This window comes from Alteromonas sp. MmMcT2-5 (assembly GCF_022348315.1).
Lineage (GTDB): Bacteria > Pseudomonadota > Gammaproteobacteria > Enterobacterales > Alteromonadaceae > Alteromonas > Alteromonas macleodii.
Map to the genome: position 1 here is coordinate 1 of NZ_JAKRFB010000066.1, position 16599 is coordinate 16599.

General features: G+C 45.6%; 16 protein-coding genes. 6 read left to right on the forward strand and 10 right to left on the reverse strand.

Translation table 11 applies throughout. From position 1 onward, the window contains the following. Nucleotides 1–141: 141 nt before the first annotated feature. Complete coding sequence (fucP, locus tag MHN09_RS18780) at nucleotides 142–1479, reverse strand: L-fucose:H+ symporter permease (protein WP_014950563.1); 1338 nt, start codon at nucleotides 1477–1479, stop codon at nucleotides 142–144. A gap of 499 nt (nucleotides 1480–1978) precedes the next feature. Between fucP and MHN09_RS18785 the strand changes: the two genes are divergently transcribed. Both MHN09_RS18785 and MHN09_RS18790 read left to right on the forward strand, forming a co-directional pair. Further along, nucleotides 1979–3298 carry a carbohydrate porin gene (locus MHN09_RS18785; protein WP_171337877.1) on the forward strand — a complete coding sequence of 440 codons (1320 nt, stop codon included), beginning with the start codon at nucleotides 1979–1981 and terminating at the stop codon, nucleotides 3296–3298. Between the two features lie 211 nt (nucleotides 3299–3509). Then, nucleotides 3510–4631: an alkene reductase gene (locus MHN09_RS18790; RefSeq protein ID WP_239241706.1), complete on the forward strand. Its 1122-nt coding sequence runs from the start codon at nucleotides 3510–3512 to the stop codon at nucleotides 4629–4631. A gap of 100 nt (nucleotides 4632–4731) precedes the next feature. On the opposite strand, the gene MHN09_RS18795 is transcribed toward MHN09_RS18790, so the two are convergent. Together MHN09_RS18795 and MHN09_RS18800 are read right to left on the reverse strand one after the other, a co-directional pair. Further along, a complete protein-coding gene (locus MHN09_RS18795; protein WP_239241707.1) occupies nucleotides 4732–5178 on the reverse strand; it encodes an SRPBCC domain-containing protein in 447 nt (148 codons plus the stop codon). Between the two features lie 201 nt (nucleotides 5179–5379). Then, a complete protein-coding gene (locus tag MHN09_RS18800; RefSeq protein WP_075176837.1) occupies nucleotides 5380–7191 on the reverse strand; it encodes a PLP-dependent transferase in 1812 nt (603 codons plus the stop codon). Nucleotides 7192–7346: 155 nt separating this feature from the next. Between MHN09_RS18800 and MHN09_RS18805 the strand changes: the two genes are divergently transcribed. Then, nucleotides 7347–8339 carry a D-2-hydroxyacid dehydrogenase gene (locus MHN09_RS18805; RefSeq protein WP_239241708.1) on the forward strand — a complete coding sequence of 331 codons (993 nt, stop codon included), beginning with the start codon at nucleotides 7347–7349 and terminating at the stop codon, nucleotides 8337–8339. Between the two features lie 72 nt (nucleotides 8340–8411). Here MHN09_RS18805 and MHN09_RS18810 read toward each other — a convergent pair whose 3' ends face one another. Together MHN09_RS18810 and erpA are read right to left on the reverse strand one after the other, a co-directional pair. Continuing rightward, on the reverse strand, nucleotides 8412–8984 hold the full coding sequence (locus MHN09_RS18810) for a glutathione S-transferase family protein (RefSeq protein ID WP_239241709.1): 573 nt from the start codon (nucleotides 8982–8984) through the stop codon (nucleotides 8412–8414). 191 nt (nucleotides 8985–9175) lie between these two features. Continuing rightward, entirely contained in the window at nucleotides 9176–9520 is a 345-nt protein-coding gene (erpA, locus tag MHN09_RS18815) for an iron-sulfur cluster insertion protein ErpA (RefSeq protein WP_014950570.1), read from the reverse strand. 248 nt (nucleotides 9521–9768) lie between these two features. Here erpA and MHN09_RS18820 point away from each other — a divergent pair, with 248 nt between their 5' ends. After that, nucleotides 9769–10602, forward strand: coding sequence for a polyphosphate kinase (locus MHN09_RS18820; protein ID WP_061486477.1), 834 nt, complete (start codon nucleotides 9769–9771; stop codon nucleotides 10600–10602). 48 nt (nucleotides 10603–10650) lie between these two features. Here the strand turns inward: MHN09_RS18820 and minE are convergent, their stop codons facing one another. The 5 genes from minE to MHN09_RS18845 all read right to left on the reverse strand — a co-directional run bounded on the left by minE (nucleotide 10651) and on the right by MHN09_RS18845 (nucleotide 14751). Beyond that, nucleotides 10651–10911 (reverse strand): cell division topological specificity factor MinE, encoded by a 261-nt coding sequence (gene minE / locus MHN09_RS18825; RefSeq protein WP_014950572.1) that lies wholly within the window; start codon nucleotides 10909–10911, stop codon nucleotides 10651–10653. Then, nucleotides 10911–11720, reverse strand: a complete 810-nt coding sequence (gene minD, locus MHN09_RS18830) for a septum site-determining protein MinD (protein ID WP_014977272.1) — start codon at nucleotides 11718–11720, stop codon at nucleotides 10911–10913. The genes minE and minD overlap by 1 nt, the downstream gene beginning before the upstream one ends. 30 nt (nucleotides 11721–11750) lie before the next feature. Next, entirely contained in the window at nucleotides 11751–12533 is a 783-nt protein-coding gene (gene minC / locus MHN09_RS18835; RefSeq protein WP_239218458.1) for a septum site-determining protein MinC, read from the reverse strand. 352 nt (nucleotides 12534–12885) lie between these two features. Continuing rightward, entirely contained in the window at nucleotides 12886–14259 is a 1374-nt protein-coding gene (locus MHN09_RS18840; RefSeq protein WP_239218456.1) for a class II fumarate hydratase, read from the reverse strand. 153 nt (nucleotides 14260–14412) lie between these two features. Next, the gene (locus MHN09_RS18845) at nucleotides 14413–14751 is read right to left on the reverse strand and encodes a hypothetical protein (RefSeq protein WP_014980170.1); all 339 of its coding nucleotides are present in this window, start codon (nucleotides 14749–14751) and stop codon (nucleotides 14413–14415) included. Between the two features lie 190 nt (nucleotides 14752–14941). Here MHN09_RS18845 and azu point away from each other — a divergent pair, with 190 nt between their 5' ends. Together azu and MHN09_RS18855 are read left to right on the forward strand one after the other, a co-directional pair. Next, nucleotides 14942–15391 carry an azurin gene (gene azu, locus MHN09_RS18850; RefSeq protein ID WP_014950577.1) on the forward strand — a complete coding sequence of 150 codons (450 nt, stop codon included), beginning with the start codon at nucleotides 14942–14944 and terminating at the stop codon, nucleotides 15389–15391. A 202-nt stretch (nucleotides 15392–15593) separates the two neighbouring features. Continuing rightward, nucleotides 15594–16523, forward strand: a complete 930-nt coding sequence (locus MHN09_RS18855) for a putative manganese transporter (protein WP_239241710.1) — start codon at nucleotides 15594–15596, stop codon at nucleotides 16521–16523. Nucleotides 16524–16599 lie beyond the last annotated feature (76 nt).

Genomic DNA, 16599 nt, shown 5'->3' on the forward strand with positions numbered 1-16599 from the left:
CGCCCTTGCCATTCGGATTATCTTCCCCTCAGTCAGGGTGATTCAGGTTTCTTTCAACCTGACGGGTTTGCCAGCTTCGCTGGGCAAACAAAAAAGGCCAGTGATAGAATCACTGGCCCCGTACACGTTTCTGAAGAAATACTATTTAGCTATTCCCATTTCCATCTTTTTAAGGGCATCTGCGTCTATATCGGACTGAGGCTTAGCGCTGCTCTTTTTAGCGCGCATATCGAAGTAGCCGTAGCCACCTACAAGCAAGAAGCAAATAGCTGGAACAATATATGATACAACAACACCTGCGCTATCAATAATGGCGGCTTGGAAGAGCGGCATAATGGCACCGCCGAGAATCGCCATCACAAGACCTGCTGCGCCTAGCTTGGTGTCTTCCCCCAGACCTTCAAGCGCAATGCCGTAAATCGTTGGAAACATGAGTGACAAACAGGCAGAGATAGATACCAATGCGATTACGCCTGCTAAATTAGGAGACTGTGTCATGAAGATACATAGCGCCATGGCAATCAGTGACATGATCATTAGCAGTCTAGCTGGATAGAGGTACTGCATAACCCACGTCATCACGAAGCGAGAAATTAGAAATACAATCATGCTGTATTGTAAAATTTCACCACCACTCACTTCGTTGCCACCTGTCGCTTTCATTGCATATTGGATGGTGAAGGTCCACACGCACGTTTGTGCTCCGACATTAAAAAACTGAGCCAAAACGCCAAAACGATAATGCTTGTTGGCTACTAACCGCTTAAGCGAAGCGCCCAACTTAACGTCTTCCACACTAGACTCAACCGATTCTTGAATTGGCGCTTTGATCAGGAAGATTGCAACCCAAACCAAAACGAGTACACATGCCATACCTACATAAGGAAGCATTACCGCATCAAGCTCAGCCCCTATCACGTTTTTAAGCTCGCTTACCGACATGGCGGCACGCTCTTGTGCAGATGCCTGATTCAGGTTTGGTAATATAAGCGTTGCAGCCAAAAACACACCTAAATTAGTACCAACGGGATTAAATGCTTGAGCTAGATTTAAACGGCGTGTCGCACTTTTTTGATTTCCCATCGCCATGACGTAAGGGTTCGCCGACGTTTCCAGAATGGATAATCCACCAGCCAATACAAAAAGTGCAGCAAGGAAAAAACCGTAAGTCATGGTTTGACTGGCTGGATAAAACAGAAATGCCCCCGCGGCCGCGCAGCCCAGTCCGGTCAATACACCTGTTTTATAAGAAAAGCGCTTGTTGATAAAAGCAGCAGGAATGGCTAAGCAAAAATACGCGCCATAATAGGCAAATTGAACCAATGCCGATTGCAAAGACGACATGGTAAATATTTTACTAAATACCTTTACCAAAGGGTCTGTCATGTTCGCAGCCACACCCCATGCAGCAAAGCAAATCGTTAACAATACAAAGGGAATCAATGTGTCTTTGGAAACCAAAGGGGCGTTGTTTTTCATAAGAACGGCCTTTCGCTTGTAAAAAATTAGTTAACCAATTTAAGCATTGCTCTTTACCCCTGTCAATAAATCAATTTGATTTACTTATTTCAAATTGCGTTAAAAATTAGACTTTATATGTAGACGACCGATAACAGACAATGCGTGACTGTTATTAAACGGATAAAACGTCCTTTGAAAATTTCTTAATAGACAATAATATAACCAAGATAGCAAGCCTCACTGAGCGCTTTCTACTCACCTTGAAATATTGCCATCGCACCTCCCCACTATTAACGAAAAACACACAAATGTAGCAAAAGAAATAAATAAACAAGGTTGATTTAATAACAAAGGTTAGTTAGATTTCGTTCAAAACAAGCATATGTTAACGCGTTGTAACGTTAGCTAACTCTGATTTATCTCGCGTCAACAAGGAGTTAGCAACAAATGCATAGATGTCATCAGTCACACGCTCATAACAAGCTGCGGTTGATAAACATTTTTAATTGAGAGAATAATGATGAAAACACCTACAATTACCCGTCGCTTTTCTGGATGTAAGACAGGCTTGCAAACAGCGCTCCTCGCAAGCACCGCCATTGTTGCCGCCACTGCGTCAGCATCACAAAGTAAGTTTCAAGACGCGTTTGACTTTCAAGCAAGTTATACGGGTGAGTCAGCCACCAATATTGACGGTGGTGAACGCAGAGGCAGTGCCTATGCTGGTCAGCTCTTTGTAGGTGGGGAATTAGATTTAAATACGCTAGCGGGCTGGAAAGACACCAAAATCCATATTGCCATGACAAACCGACACGGCAAAAACTTAGCCGAGCACTACATTGGGAACAGTACGTCCGTACAAGAAATATTTGGCGGCCAAAATACCCGTCTTGCACGGTTTACGATTTCTTCCTCGTTTTTAGATGGCGATTTAGAACTGGAAGGTGGCCGTACGGTAGCGAATATCAGCTTTTTAGGCTCTGAACTTTGTCAGTACTTTCAAACCAATGCTGCTTGTGGGAACCCAACCTTTGTATTTAGAACCAGTAACTTTACTTGGTGGCCGGTTTCGAGTTGGGGTGGCCATGCGAAATACTGGCTTTCGCCAAAAACATATTTTCATACCGGCGTCTATGAAGATAACACCAGTCATCAAGACTTAGGCGATCACGGCTTCGATTGGGCGACTAATGAGGCTACAGGTGTTGTTGTGCCCTTCACTCTGGGCTATCAAACTACGTGGGACAATGACGAACTTCCAAGACGCTACGAAATTGGCGGTTGGTACGATGGCGCAGACTACACCGACCCAGTCTTTGATGAGGACGGCAACTATGCGGCGCAGTCAGGCAATGATTACGCTGTTAGAAACGGTCGTTCGGGTATATTCGCACGTTTTGAACAAACTGTTACTCGTCCTAACCCACTTACGAAAGAAGGGTTAACACTATTCGGTGCCGTGCTAACCGGTACTTCGGGCGAGCTGATTGAAGACTACTATATAAAAGCGGGCTTTGTATTGCGAGGCACACTGGCCTCACGCCCTGACGATACCATTGGCTTCGTATTTACCCGTCAACAGTACAGTGACGAAGCGCTAGAGGATCAGCGTATATTAAGAAGCATAAACGGCGGGGTTGGTACACCAGCAAGCAGCCAAACCATGTTAGAGCTAAGTTATGGTTATCAACTCAATGACCACGTAAGAATTCAGCCGAACGTTCACTACATTATCAATCCCGACCAATTCGCACAGCGCGACAGAGTCATGGCACTTGATGATGCGATTGTTCTGGGCCTAAGGTTCGACGTAAACCTAGCGGCTTTGATACTTTAAATCTCCCTGCAATACACTTTACAGCGCCTTCGGGCGCTTTTTTTCAAACCGATGCCATTCCCTGCCGTTGTGTTTAATTAGTTTCAAGGACAACTTTCCACAAATCCAACTTCTCGCTATCTCTGTATTCACTACTATCTTATAGCGTTTTGAGCACCAATACGCTTAGCGCTTCAACATCAATCTATTCTACGTTGAATAAGGAATAAGAATGACAGACTCAGTACTTTTTAGCTCGTTTGATTGGGCAGAGAATACATTGCAAAACCGCATGGTATTAGCCCCTATGACGAGAGGTAGAGCTGGCGCCGACCGCATACCCAATAAAATTATGGGCGATCACTATGTACAACGCGCAGATGCAGGGCTCATTATTACTGAAGCAACGGCCATTTCAGAAGAAGGCATAGGCTGGGTTGATACCCCTGGAATTTATACCGACAAAATGGTCGAGGGCTGGCGCTCGGTGGTCAATAGAGTGCACGAGGCAGGGGGAAAAATCGTTTTGCAGCTCTGGCATACTGGACGCGCATCACACAGCGATTTCCACAATGGAAATTTGCCCCTGTCTGCATCAGCAATAAAAATTGAAGGGGACGAAATTCACACGCCTAAAGGCAAGAAGCCCTACGAAGTGCCGAAGGCGATGACCTTTGACGATATAAAACGCACAGTGCAAGACTACAAAGAAGCGGCCGTTAACGCCAAGGCAGCCGGATTCGACGGTGTGGAAGTTCATGCTGCAAATGGCTATCTCATCAATCAATTTTTGGATAGCCGCAGCAATCAGCGCACCGATAATTATGGTGGTAGTGTCGATAACCGCTACCGCTTTTTGGCCGAGGTGATGGACGCAGTATTGAGCGTGTGGGATAAAGAGCACGTTGGCGTGAGATTATCGCCAAACGGGGTGTTTAACGATATGGGGGCCGATGATTTTCGTGAAACCTTTACCTTTGTTGCCCAACAGCTAAACAAATTGGAGATAGGTTATTTACACGTAATGGATGGCTTGGCCTTTGGCTTCCATGAACGAGGCGAAGCCATGACCCTTGCTGAATTTAGAGCACTATTCGACGGTATGATCATTGGAAACTGTGGCTACACCAAAGAAGAAGCCGAGAAACGTTTATCTGATGGCGATGGTGACATGATTGCGTTTGGAAGACCTTGGATCACGAATCCAGATCTTCCGACACGATTTAAGCATAATTACCCTCTCGAGTCCTTTGACGATCCATCATCGTGGTACGGAGGTGGTGTTGAAGGCTACAACGATTTTGAAACCTACCGCGAGAAGAGTGGGAAGGACGCGATGACTTCGCTGACCTGATTGTCTTTGGGCAGAGCCTAGCGCTCTGCCCTTTTCAAAAGCGTTATTTGAAATAACACGATGCGTAATGCTAACGCGTTCTCACTATTTTAGTATGGCCTTAGTTAAACGACTTTTCCTTAGCGGCTAATACGGCAAGTTTTTCTAGACACGACATCCACGCGTAGTTGTGCTGATCGCACTCTTGCTTATTGAGAAAGCCCTGCTGAATGAGCACCAACCTGACATTCCCCTCTTCGGTCTTTTCGAAGTGAATGTCCACTGATGTCATCACCGACTCTTCCATATCATCTTCCCACGCCCAAGAGAACGACAGCTGCTCGTTCGCTAAAATAGTCACGTACTCACCAGTCAATGACATTTCAATACCGCTGGGATCCATCATCTTTATGCGATAGCGACCGCCTTCCTTGAAATCACTCATGATTTGTGTGACCGAACAATCGCCCGGCGCAAACCACTCACTAAGATATTCAGGCTCGTGAAATGCTGCAAAAACAAAGGGCAATGATGCATCTAGCGTTACATCAATTTTAAACTCGTGCATAAGGCTGCCTTAGATATTCTTTGACGTTAAAGATCTGTGTCTATCTTACCTTATAACAAAAGTTAGGCGCTCTAGCGTCATTTACCTTTGCTATAAATAAAAAAATCCCGAGCCCGCGTAAGGAAAGGCCCGGGAGAAGGAGAACATCCTCAATATTTTTTATCGACAGCTCAAAGCAACTTCTTGAGCTAAAAAATGAACCTACGCACCTTTCATCAGTGAATCCATACTGGCCTTGCTGCCAAAGTGCTGTGAACTTACTCTTTCACTTACCGACAAATACAGATTGTCGATGTCGGCATTTGCCATAAACTTTTCACAAAATCCTGGAACATGAGGCTCGATAAAATGTTTGGCGGCTAGCATAAAGTGGGCAATGAGCTGTTTAACGTTGTCGGTACCCATGGCGATACGCATAGTGGTCAGTTCTATCCCTGCTTTCTTCTGCTCGTCTGAGCTGAGCTCAGAGTGAGAGGTCAGCGCCGGGCATAAAATTATCGTATTATTCTGGCCAATACTCACTTGGTGGCTGAATGCAGGCTCTAGGGCATCGAAGAACCGCACAAATACATCGCGAGGAAGGTTTGCCGGCGCCATATCAACCGTGAATAAAGTACACGGCCAGCCGTGTGTATGCTGCTTTTCACGCAAACCGGCATTACTGTGTTCAGGCAGTGCGTGACAGTTAACGCGAATTTGATCGTGGGCATTCAAAAATGCAGTAAACACTTGCGTATTGATGACCTTGGTCATCATGCGCTGCTCTAAGGTCTTCATGCCGTTTAATACATCAAAGGCCTTTTCAGAATCTAAGAACGCACCTTTGATGTAGTACACATCCCAAAACATCGTCTGTGACCAATCAACACCATTTGCTGAACTGCCTTTTGGCTGGAACATGCGGTGCCCTTCGCCAATAACTACGCCTGCTGTGGTAGCACCGCTACCACACAAATCTTTAGTGTAGCTGTGGATCACATAGTCAGGTCGTGCAGCTTTGTTTTTATGCTGAAGTGGCTGGTGCAGTACAGGTGTCGCAAGGGTGGAGTCCAACATTACCAACGCATCTTGTGCATGCGCTAATTCACAGATCCCAGGCACATCCAATACGTAACCATGTGGGTTACAAGGCGACTCTAAATACACGTGCATTTTCGCACCATTGTTCAAGCGCGACGCATGTTCAGTTTTAGTTTGCTGCATGAACTCTGCAAAGCTCTGTGCGTCATAACCGTCAAACCACGCAATCTGTATGTCCATTCGGTTGCTGCGGGCGAAATAATCATGAAGTAGCTGGTACACTCCGCCGTACACGTTCCTCGAAACAATCAGTACATCGCCATGACTAAGAACATTTGATAAACACGCATCAATGGCAGCCATGCCCGAGTTGAAGTTCCAGGCTAGATATTCGGCAGCGTAAGGACCCGCTTCCATATCCACAATGGCGTTAGCAAGGGAAATATTCGTTGGGTTCAACAGACGTGAATAAATTTGGTGAGTAAATTCTTTGCCTTGAAACGCGTCGTCGACCCATTCAGTACAGGCATACACATAAGTCGCTGTTCTTACCACCACCGGTGTTGCAGAAAAAAGTGCCGTGACATTGTCGAACAGTGGATAGTGCCCTTGCGAGCCATTGCCACTCGACAAACTTTGGTACGTGGCACGAAATGGGTTTTGCAACGTATCCAGTATCTTCGCAATTTGAAAAGACAGAAACTTTTTAGCGTTGAAATAAGCCAGTCTGTCTTCTTTATCAAGTCCTTGTAGCGTATTACTCGTAATATCCCATAGCTGCATAACGCTGGCTTGAGCACCATATAAGTGATGAGCGGTGTTGGCGAGTGCCCTACCGTAGTCGCTCTCAGCATTTATACCGAAATGAGATAATTGTTCCTCAACTAAAGCCTGCGTTGTTTCGGCTTGGGTCGTGTTACGCTTAGGTGAAAGCACCTTAGCGTGCGTTACATCAACATCTGTTGAGTTTTGGAATTTGTTTTCTGACTGCATAGCGATTCCGTTGCAAATTGACTTCAGGTGCATGTACATGACACCAACACTGTTTACAAAAATGTAAAACTTAAATCACATTTTTAGAACAATTGGCATTACGATTGTGCAGTCAGACAGAGGAAAGAAAAGTTTACTTTAGGAGTGTTAAGCAAATGACAGCAAGGAGTTCAAAGAGGATTGAACTGACTATTTTAAGCGATGAGGCGAATGATATTGCCGACGCGATTCGCCAAAGAATAGCAGATAATAACGACTTCATAGGCGCTGATGGTCTCCCGCTTTTAACACTTAAACAAATTGCTCAATGCCCTGAAGATGTAAATTCAGAAACCGTTACGGTACTGCTTGCAGACCCCGACCTTGCGTCTCGAATTATTGATACATGTTCAGCACTCACCTGGTGTCAGTCTACCTGGGCAGGCAATGCTCCCCTTCTAAATGCCGATAAGAAGAACTACATACTTACCGGACTAAAGGGAATTTTTGGTAAGCTAATGCGGGAATATGTTTTTGCTTACTTGCTTGGGCATGCCAGAAACGTAAAGGCTTTTGAGCAAAACCAGCGTGCCGCTCAGCCAATTTGGGAAGCATCAAAGCGAATGCCGCTAAATGGACAAACGCTTGGCATTGCTGGACTGGGCAGTATTGGGCAAGCATTGATCCCCGTTGCTCACGCATTGGGTATGAGCGTTGTGGGTTTAACCCGAAGCGGGCAAGCAGTTAAAGGTGCCGATGCTGTTTATACACCCAACACTATCGAAGCATTTGCCAGAGCATGTGACCACGTGGTGAATTTAATGCCCGACACGCCATCTACGCAAAACATGCTTTCTCACGAATTTTTTAGTGCGCTGAAACCCCACAGTGTATTTATTAACGCAGGGCGAGGCAGTGCGGTTGACGACGATGCGCTCTTGCAAGCTTTAGACAACGGCGCATTGGCCCATGCAGTATTGGACGTCTTTCGTAACGAGCCTCTCGACCCCGCTCATTCGTTTTGGCAGCACCCTCGTATTTCAGTAACCGCTCACACTGCAGCGGAATCACAGCCAAGCGACGTAGCCGACGTGTTTTTAGAGAATGCGCTGCGTTACATCAACGGTGAATCGCTTAATTATCAGTTTGATTTTGCAAAGGGCTATTAGTGTTTAAATAGCCCTTCTCGTCATCCATTCAAGGCTAAAATACAGCCTGTCTGTAGCTAGTTACGCTGACGCTTAAATTCTAGGGTCAGTTGCCGTTATCTCAATGCGATCATGGTGCTTTTCATGAAACGATAACAGCTGAGGATAATCCTTCATGCTGTGTAGCTCACGGAAAAGTACCCAGTCAATCATGCTGTACAAACAGATTTCGGGATAAGTCCAACCACTAAATCCACCCGCATCAAGCTGGTTTGACAGCGCATCTAACACAGCTTCAATTCGCTCGTTTTGAAGACGGTAATACATTTTGTCTTCGCTAATATCAATGTCTGAACGTTTCAGCAGCATAAGCTGAACAAAGGAGTCGTTAGCTGCATCAATCAGGGTTAGTTGATTCTCTTCTTCCCAACTTAACCCTTCGTGATCAAACTTATCGGCAAGGTAGTTATAAATAATGCGAGAGTCGAAAATCATTTGGCCGTCATCTTCAAGACAAGGCACTTTAAGCGTAGGGTTGCGAGAGGCGAGCAACTCGCGATCTTCACCTGAAAAAATTTGAAGATTAAGAAATTCATGTTCTGTAGACGCAAGTACGATGCGAATGCGGCGCACGTAGGGAGAAGTGGTGGAGCCATATAATTTCATAAACGCTGTCCTAAACCTTAGTCGTTCTATGAAATCAGTGTAGCCGGAATTTGAAAATAAAAGGAAGTGTTGAGAACAAGACAACCGACAGGCATACAAAATGATGCGATGTATGCCTATCGTATTAACATCAAGCGCTCAAAGCTGAACGTTCAACGCTTAAAAAGCGTAGTAGTGTATAGCTTAAGCCCTTAAACGCTAAAGCTTGCACCACAGCCACAAGTCGTCGTGGCATTTGGGTTTTGAACTAAAAACCGTGAACCTTCCAGACCATCTACATAATCGACAATGCCACCGACCAAGTATTGTAAGCTCATCGGGTCGACAACCATAGTTACGCTGTCTTTTTCAATGGTCATATCGCCTTCGTTCACCTTCTCATCGAACGTGAAACCATATTGGAAGCCAGAACAACCACCACCTGTTACGTATACACGTAATTTCAAATCAGGATTTTCTTCTTCTGAAACAAGGGCTTTCACTTTCGCTGCTGCAGCGTCTGAAAACTCAATTGGCAACGCCGTTTCTACAGACATACCCACCTCTACATTAACCTCGTGCTTTCGCACTTTGTGCTTGGTCGCAATTATCTAATACTTGCGGATAGTTAGCAATTATTGGGGCAAAACTTAACGATTCAAGTTACTGCACATTAACGGCATTTCTGTTAAGTGACACGTTGAGATAGAAAAGTTAAGTAAACTAGTTAACACTAACAGATAGAAAATAGCAGTGTGGTCAACATATCTAAAATATTGACGATACACGAATAAAGGGGCGGCATATGAGTACAACCGACAACTTCCAATTACCTTCTTCCACCCCAGTGCTGTTTGACGATTTCGGCCAGTCTCGCTTTACGAGCAAAGAAGAATACAAAGACGCGTTAGTAAAACAGCAAGAAAAACTCTTTCACGTTCAGCAATCTTACTTTCATCAGAAAAAACGAGCACTTATTGTGTTTGAAGGATGGGATGCGTCAGGGAAAGGCGGCGCTATAAGGCGTATTACTGAGAAATTAGACCCTCGTGGCGTGAGTGTATTTCCTGTGGCAAAGCCCGCAAAAGAAGACCAAGACAAACACTTTCTCTATCGCTTTTGGCAACACATCCCCTCCCCTGGCATACTTAAAATATTTGACCGCTCACACTACGGAAGAGTGCTTGTAGAAAGAGTAGATAAGTTGGTTGATGAAGAGGTATGGCAGCGCGGTTATGAAGAAATAAACGCATTTGAGAAAACGCTCAGTGACAGCGGGGTTCGTATTATCAAACTCTTTATGCATATTTCGTCAAGGGAACAGCGGGAGCGGTTTGAAGAGCGGCTGCACAATCCTTTCAAGCGCTGGAAGTTAACCGAAGAAGACTTGCATAACCGTAAGATGCGAAACGCCTACGTAGAAGCTACAAATGACATGTTCAAGTACACCCACACGCGTTGTGCGCCATGGCATGTAATTAACGGAGAGTTTAAGTGGCAAGCAAGGGTTAACGTACTTGACGCCGTTATCGACAAACTCAGTGAAGGCGTAGATATCTCTCCGCCTCCACTTGATGAGCGTTTAATCGCGCTAGCCTCCAAACAACTAGATGTCGATGAAGATCTAATGAGCGGCTAAAGTGAAAGAACGCTGGCAGGCAGCCATAACTAATTAAGCGATTAAGCCTTAGTTATTGCTGTCTGGCAAAGTCACGTTCAATTCAAGTACGCTGCAATCATCGTTATTGTCTAGCTGTACTGATACTTGATCGTCAGCAATCGTCACGTATTTGCGAATTACCTGAATAATTTCCTGCTGCATCATTGGCAAGTAATCAGGCTCTGTCCGCTTTTTACGTTCGTGCGCAACAATGATTTGTAACCGCTCTTTGGCGACCGCTGCGGTGCTTGGCTTTTGCTTCTTTTTGAGCAGGTCGAAAATTCCCATTACTTCCCTCCTAGCAGACGCTTAAAGAACCCTTTCTTCTCTGCTTCTAGGAAACGATGTGGAACAGTTTCGCCTAGCAGACGTTTTACAGCGTCAGCATAAGCTTGTCCTGCATTAGCTTCTTCGTCAAGAATAACCGGCTGACCTTGGTTAGATGCTTTCAGCACCGATTCAGATTCTGGAATAACACCCAATAGTGGAATCGCCAAAATTTCTTCAACGTCTGCAACACTTAGCATTTCAGCACTTTCAACACGACTTGGGTTGTATCGGGTTAATAAAAGGTGTTCTTTAACCGGTTCGCCCTTTTCTGCGCGCATCGATTTACTTTGAAGAATACCCAAAATACGATCTGAATCACGTACAGACGACACTTCAGGGTTAGTAACCACAATGGCTTCATCAGCGAAATACAACGCCATCTGTGCGCCTTGCTCAATCCCCGCTGGCGAATCACAGATAATAAACTCAAAGTCTTTCTTAAGCTCATCTAATACGGCCTGCACACCATCAACGGTAAGCGCGTCTTTATCGCGAGTTTGTGATGCCGGAAGAATGAAAAGGTTTTCCGTTCTTTTGTCTTTAATTAGTGCCTGTTTAAGTGAGGCCTCTTTATTAATGACGTTTACAAAATCGTAAACAACGCGGCGTTCACATCCCATGATAAGGTCAAGGTTTCGCAAGCCCACATCGAAGTCGATCACTACCGTTTTATGGCCTGCTAACGCAAGTCCCGTACTTATTGCTGCACTCGATGTAGTTTTGCCTACACCACCTTTTCCTGAGGTTACTACGATAATCTTTGCCATCTATTCTTTCCTATTAGTGCGTACAAAGCATTAAGCCAACGGCTCTATACGTAATGTTTCTTCTTCTAAATATACTTGTGCAGGTTTCTTCCAGCATTCACCTTTCACGGTTTCGTGCATAATGAATTGCCCTGCAATTGAAATAAGCTCCGCGTCTAACGACTGGCAAAATACACGGGCTCCCGTATTGCCTTTTACGCCTGCCAGCGCGCGGCCGCGCAGGGTGCCGTAAACATGAATATTACCATCGGCAAGCAGCTCAGCCCCCTCGCTTACAGAAGCCGTTACCACCAAGTCTCCGCCTTCGGCATAGACTTGCTGACCAGAACGTACCGGTCGGTTAATTACTTTGGCAGGTTTGAGCGTGGTTGTAGCTGCAGGAGCCGGTTCACTTTTTGGCGGCGCTGAAACGGTTTGATCTTGTTGTGCGGTTTGAGAAGGGTTTTCGCCGCTTCCGTTATTGTTTTCACTACCATTCGCTTTGTTCGAACGAAGTGCGCTGTCTGTAAATTTGCTTTGGCTTACATCGGCTAACCCCAAATCATTGATGGTAGGCTTCAGCTCTGCCACCTCACCTTTCACGGCCATGGGCTGTAATTGCAGTCGACGACATAGCGCCACCAGCAGCTCGAACTCTGTCGCAGATAAAGGCTTTATCAAATGTAAAATCAGTGAGGAACGGGTAAAGAACTGCGGCGCGCTCGCGACCTTCTGAGATAACTGAGCTTCAAAATTATCTGGCTCAAAATCTATTACTTCTAACACAATACTGGTGAGCGTAGTGCCCTTCATGCGAAAGCAAGTTTCTGTCATTTTTTCTTCCCGAAAAGGCGTCACTTTCCTCATAGCAATGAGCCATGACAATAAGCAAAACCTATTAGCGCTAGTGTCTGTTGCTGTCTTACGCAGCTATACAATTTATTTATTGCGTCACTGTATCAAAAATCCCGTTCGCATACAGCAACTGTATACCGGTTAAAACACGTTTTACCCTGATAATAACCCTAGAACAAGCCAAGAACGTGCCAATCATTGAGCAGTTTTTAATCAAGCGTGGATCATGCGAGTTTTTAGTGCGTCCTGTTTGTATAAAAACGTCTCTTTCACCACAAAAAAAGTGCGATCGTAGATCGCACTTTTTATCATCTTCGTTTTCTCACGGCGCTTAAGGTGTGGTAAGTTTTTTCGGGTCTAGTAGTGATTCTAGCTCGCCTCTGGGGATATCTGTCATCGCTTCAGCCACATCAATAACAGGCTTGTTTTCTTTGTAGGCTGTTTTTGCTATTTCTGCGGCTTTAGCATAGCCAATAACAGGGTTGAGCGCGGTGACGAGCACGGGGTTTCTGTAAAGCGCAGCTTCAATGTTATCTTGATTTACAGTAAAGCCCTCGATCGCCTGCTCGCCGATTAGCGTCGCACTGTTGGTCATTAGCGACAGACTTGAAAGCAAATTGCTGGCAATCATTGGTAGCATTACATTTAACTCAAAATTCCCAGACTGCCCACCTACAGTAATCGCCGTATCGTTACCTATTACCTGTGCTGAAGCCATCGCCACTGCTTCCGGAATAACCGGGTTTACCTTGCCGGGCATAATCGATGAACCTGGCTGTAGCGCAGGCAGCGCAATCTCACCTAAACCAGCCAAAGGCCCAGAATTCATCCAGCGCAAGTCATTAGCAATTTTCATAAGGGTGACGGCTAAACTTTTTGTCGCACCGGAAAGCGTCACTGCTGTGTCTTGAGAGCCAATCAATGCAAAGAAATTGTCAGCGGGCTTAAACGCAATGTCGGTCAGCTCCCCTAGCGCATCTGAAAATGTCGTAGCAAAATCCGCATGGGCGTTTACACCTGTTCCCACGGCAGTGCCTCCTTGGGCAAGGGTTTGAATAGCTGGCTGTACAGCGCGCAGGGTTTTAATCTGCTGCTTAAGCTGAGAAGCCCAAGCCAGTAAGCTTTGATCCATGCCTACAGGCATCGCATCCATGAGATGAGTGCGTCCGGTTTTGCAGTATTGCGCTACCGACTTTGCTTTAACTTCAATAGTACGAACTAAACTTTCAACGGCCGGTATAAGCTCGTTTGACAATGCAATAGCCGAGCTAACATGAATGGTGGTAGGGATCACATCATTTGAACTTTGCCCGTAATTTACATGATCATTCGGATGAACCTCTTCGCTGGAATAACGAGAGGCTAAGCGAGCAATGACCTCGTTGGCGTTCATGTTTGTGCTGGTGCCTGAACCAGTCTGAAATATATCAACGGGAAAATGCTGCATCACATCATCAAGTGCCAACAGCTCATCACAGGCTTTAACTATCGCTTGGCCGCGATCTTTATCCAGCACTTTGAGTTTCATGTTGGCTTGTGCTGCGGCTTTTTTTACTGTAATCAACGCGCGTACGAAGGCTTCGGGCATGCGCTGCCCGCTTACAGGGAAGTTTTGAATGGCACGCTGAGTTTGCGCGCCGTAGAGTGCATTTTCGGGGACCTGTAGCTCGCCCATACTGTCGCGTTCTGTGCGTGTTGCTGTCATGACTCGTATCCTTGTGTTGATATAGCTAGTTTTTCGGCGTGGTTGCCACGCTTTTATCAGAATTCTATTAGGGCTAGTGGCATTAGAAAACTAGGCCCTAGTAAGTGAATTATAAAAAATGGTGCACTAGCGCTTGCAGACCTTTGCTGTACATCAAAGATCAACAGGCTCTCTGGTGTTCATGTCTATTTTTATTCTCGCAAGCGCAATTCGATCACTCTCGTTACACGCGTAGCGCTCAGCTTTAAGTAACGGCTTGTACAAATGCTCTAAACAACTATGCCGCCATTGCTGACTGACCTGCGGATCGCACAGGGTTTCATAAAGCACCTCAACCGCATTTTTATAGATAGAAAATTTGTCTCTATCACTTGGCAATAAGTTGGCAACGAAAGTTACGCCATCTAGATAATTTCTTAAAAGCGTTGAGTTCAGCTCATTGTCGTTGTATCCAAATCGAACGTGTTGAACTGCATTTCGTATCGAAGACATGTGCATCCCTTGTGCGTGAAAAAACAAAAAAGCTCGATGTACATAAAAGCGCTTTCTTTATATACCACTCAATATAAATGATAATCGTTAGCATTTACAATGATCCAGTGCTATTCTTTTTCGTAAAGAAAATTGGATCTTCCAATTCCACCGATAGGTGAAGTTAACCAAAATTCAAAGGACATTATTTATGATCAAGAAGTTACTTGGTGGCACAGCCCTTTTTCTTATGGCCTCTGGTGCATTTGCTAACGAATGCGAAGTGACTGTGGAATCAAACGACGCCATGCAATTCAATACGTCGAACGTTGTTATCCCGGCGAGTTGTAGCGAGTTTACCGTGACTTTGAAGCACACAGGTCAGTTACCTAAACAAGCCATGGGCCATAACTGGGTGATGACAACAAAAGCCAACGGACAAGCAGTGGCAACAGACGGTATGAGTGCGGGTTTAGACAACAATTACGTTAAGCCAGACGATGAGCGTGTAATTGGTGCGACTGACATTATTGGCGGCGGTGAACAGACTTCTACGACCTTTTCTGTTGAAGGGTTAAGCAAAGATGAAGAATACATGTTTTTCTGCTCGTTCCCTGGTCACATCGGCATCATGAAAGGCACAGTTACGCTTTCGAGCTAAGGCGTTGCGAAAACTAGGCGTGCTTGACTCGGCACGCCTTAAACATGGATAACAGTAGGTCGAGGGTGTAGTTGTAATGGATACGGCGTCTCACACATCAAAAAGCGCTAAGGCGGTGGTCCGGTATAAGCACTTACCTTCTTTTACTAGCGCCCTATTAAGAAACGTTTTTTTTCCTCACTTAACCAATAAGCGGCTGTTGATGCCGCTGTTTATAGCCATTCTTCTTACTTATAACAGCACCCGTGCGATTACCTTATCGGTGTTGTCAGATGCATTTTTTCAAGTGGCAGCGTTTGTATATGCATCGCTTGCGCTTTATTACGTCGCCACGTTACGCGTTTCGGCCGAAGCCATTGGTAATTATATGAAAGCGCACCCTGTACATGAGGTAGGATTATCTGCCCTACTTGGTGCTCTGCCAGGCTGCGGCGGTGCTATTATCGTTGTCACTCAGTACACGCGAGGTGTGACAAGCTTTGGAGCCGTGGTAGCAGTGCTAACCAGCACTATGGGCGATGCCGCATTTCTGTTACTCGCCCAAGCACCGTTAGATGCCTTAACCGTAATGGCCGTCAGCGTCACGGTGGGTGCAATGACGGGGCTAGTGGTCAATAAATTTCATAATTACCAGGCTCCTGAAGCCGATGGTGCGCTCCAACAATCGCAAAACTGTGATAAACCCAAAACAGTAAGCCACAAAGCCATATCACTTTCTAAAGTATTCTGGATGATTGCGAGCTTACCCTCGTTGGCGATTGCGCTTGGTTTGGCCTTTCAACTTCCCGTACACAGTTACCTTGCTATCAGTGAAAGTACACTAACGCTGATTGGTGCCGCGTTATGTATTTCGAGCCTTGGACTATGGTCTTTGTGTGGTTCGGGAAGCGGATACGCTTCGATTACGAAAGAGGATTTAATTCCGCCTCCGCCTAAATGGCAAGAGAAAGCCGCACTAGACACACAGTTTGTATTGGCATGGGTAGTACTCGCGTTTCTTATGTTCGAGCTGTCTGTTGTCTGGTTTGGGCTAGACATTGCAGGGCTGCTTCAATCCATGGGCCCCGGCTTAGTTGGCCTGGCGATCATCATCGGGTTCTTACCTGGTTCTGAGGGATCCCCACGAATTTAGCATGTAATCTTGCTCATGCAAGCTTCAGCGGTGAGTTCATCAAGCCAGCGGATCGTCTTTTTCCACTGATGCAGGG

What these genes read in the sequence shown, in the direction of transcription:
- fucP (WP_014950563.1), bottom strand. Translation starts at nt 1,479, where the DNA reads ATGAAAAACAACGCCCCTTTGGTTTCCAAAGACACATTGATTCCCTTT.
- MHN09_RS18785 (WP_171337877.1), top strand. Translation starts at nt 1,979, where the DNA reads ATGATGAAAACACCTACAATTACCCGTCGCTTTTCTGGATGTAAGACA.
- MHN09_RS18790 (WP_239241706.1), top strand. Translation starts at nt 3,510, where the DNA reads ATGACAGACTCAGTACTTTTTAGCTCGTTTGATTGGGCAGAGAATACA.
- MHN09_RS18795 (WP_239241707.1), bottom strand. Translation starts at nt 5,178, where the DNA reads ATGCACGAGTTTAAAATTGATGTAACGCTAGATGCATCATTGCCCTTT.
- MHN09_RS18800 (WP_075176837.1), bottom strand. Translation starts at nt 7,191, where the DNA reads ATGCAGTCAGAAAACAAATTCCAAAACTCAACAGATGTTGATGTAACG.
- MHN09_RS18805 (WP_239241708.1), top strand. Translation starts at nt 7,347, where the DNA reads ATGACAGCAAGGAGTTCAAAGAGGATTGAACTGACTATTTTAAGCGAT.
- MHN09_RS18810 (WP_239241709.1), bottom strand. Translation starts at nt 8,984, where the DNA reads ATGAAATTATATGGCTCCACCACTTCTCCCTACGTGCGCCGCATTCGC.
- erpA (WP_014950570.1), bottom strand. Translation starts at nt 9,520, where the DNA reads ATGTCTGTAGAAACGGCGTTGCCAATTGAGTTTTCAGACGCTGCAGCA.
- MHN09_RS18820 (WP_061486477.1), top strand. Translation starts at nt 9,769, where the DNA reads ATGAGTACAACCGACAACTTCCAATTACCTTCTTCCACCCCAGTGCTG.
- minE (WP_014950572.1), bottom strand. Translation starts at nt 10,911, where the DNA reads ATGGGAATTTTCGACCTGCTCAAAAAGAAGCAAAAGCCAAGCACCGCA.
- minD (WP_014977272.1), bottom strand. Translation starts at nt 11,720, where the DNA reads ATGGCAAAGATTATCGTAGTAACCTCAGGAAAAGGTGGTGTAGGCAAA.
- minC (WP_239218458.1), bottom strand. Translation starts at nt 12,533, where the DNA reads ATGACAGAAACTTGCTTTCGCATGAAGGGCACTACGCTCACCAGTATT.
- MHN09_RS18840 (WP_239218456.1), bottom strand. Translation starts at nt 14,259, where the DNA reads ATGACAGCAACACGCACAGAACGCGACAGTATGGGCGAGCTACAGGTC.
- MHN09_RS18845 (WP_014980170.1), bottom strand. Translation starts at nt 14,751, where the DNA reads ATGTCTTCGATACGAAATGCAGTTCAACACGTTCGATTTGGATACAAC.
- azu (WP_014950577.1), top strand. Translation starts at nt 14,942, where the DNA reads ATGATCAAGAAGTTACTTGGTGGCACAGCCCTTTTTCTTATGGCCTCT.
- MHN09_RS18855 (WP_239241710.1), top strand. Translation starts at nt 15,594, where the DNA reads ATGCCGCTGTTTATAGCCATTCTTCTTACTTATAACAGCACCCGTGCG.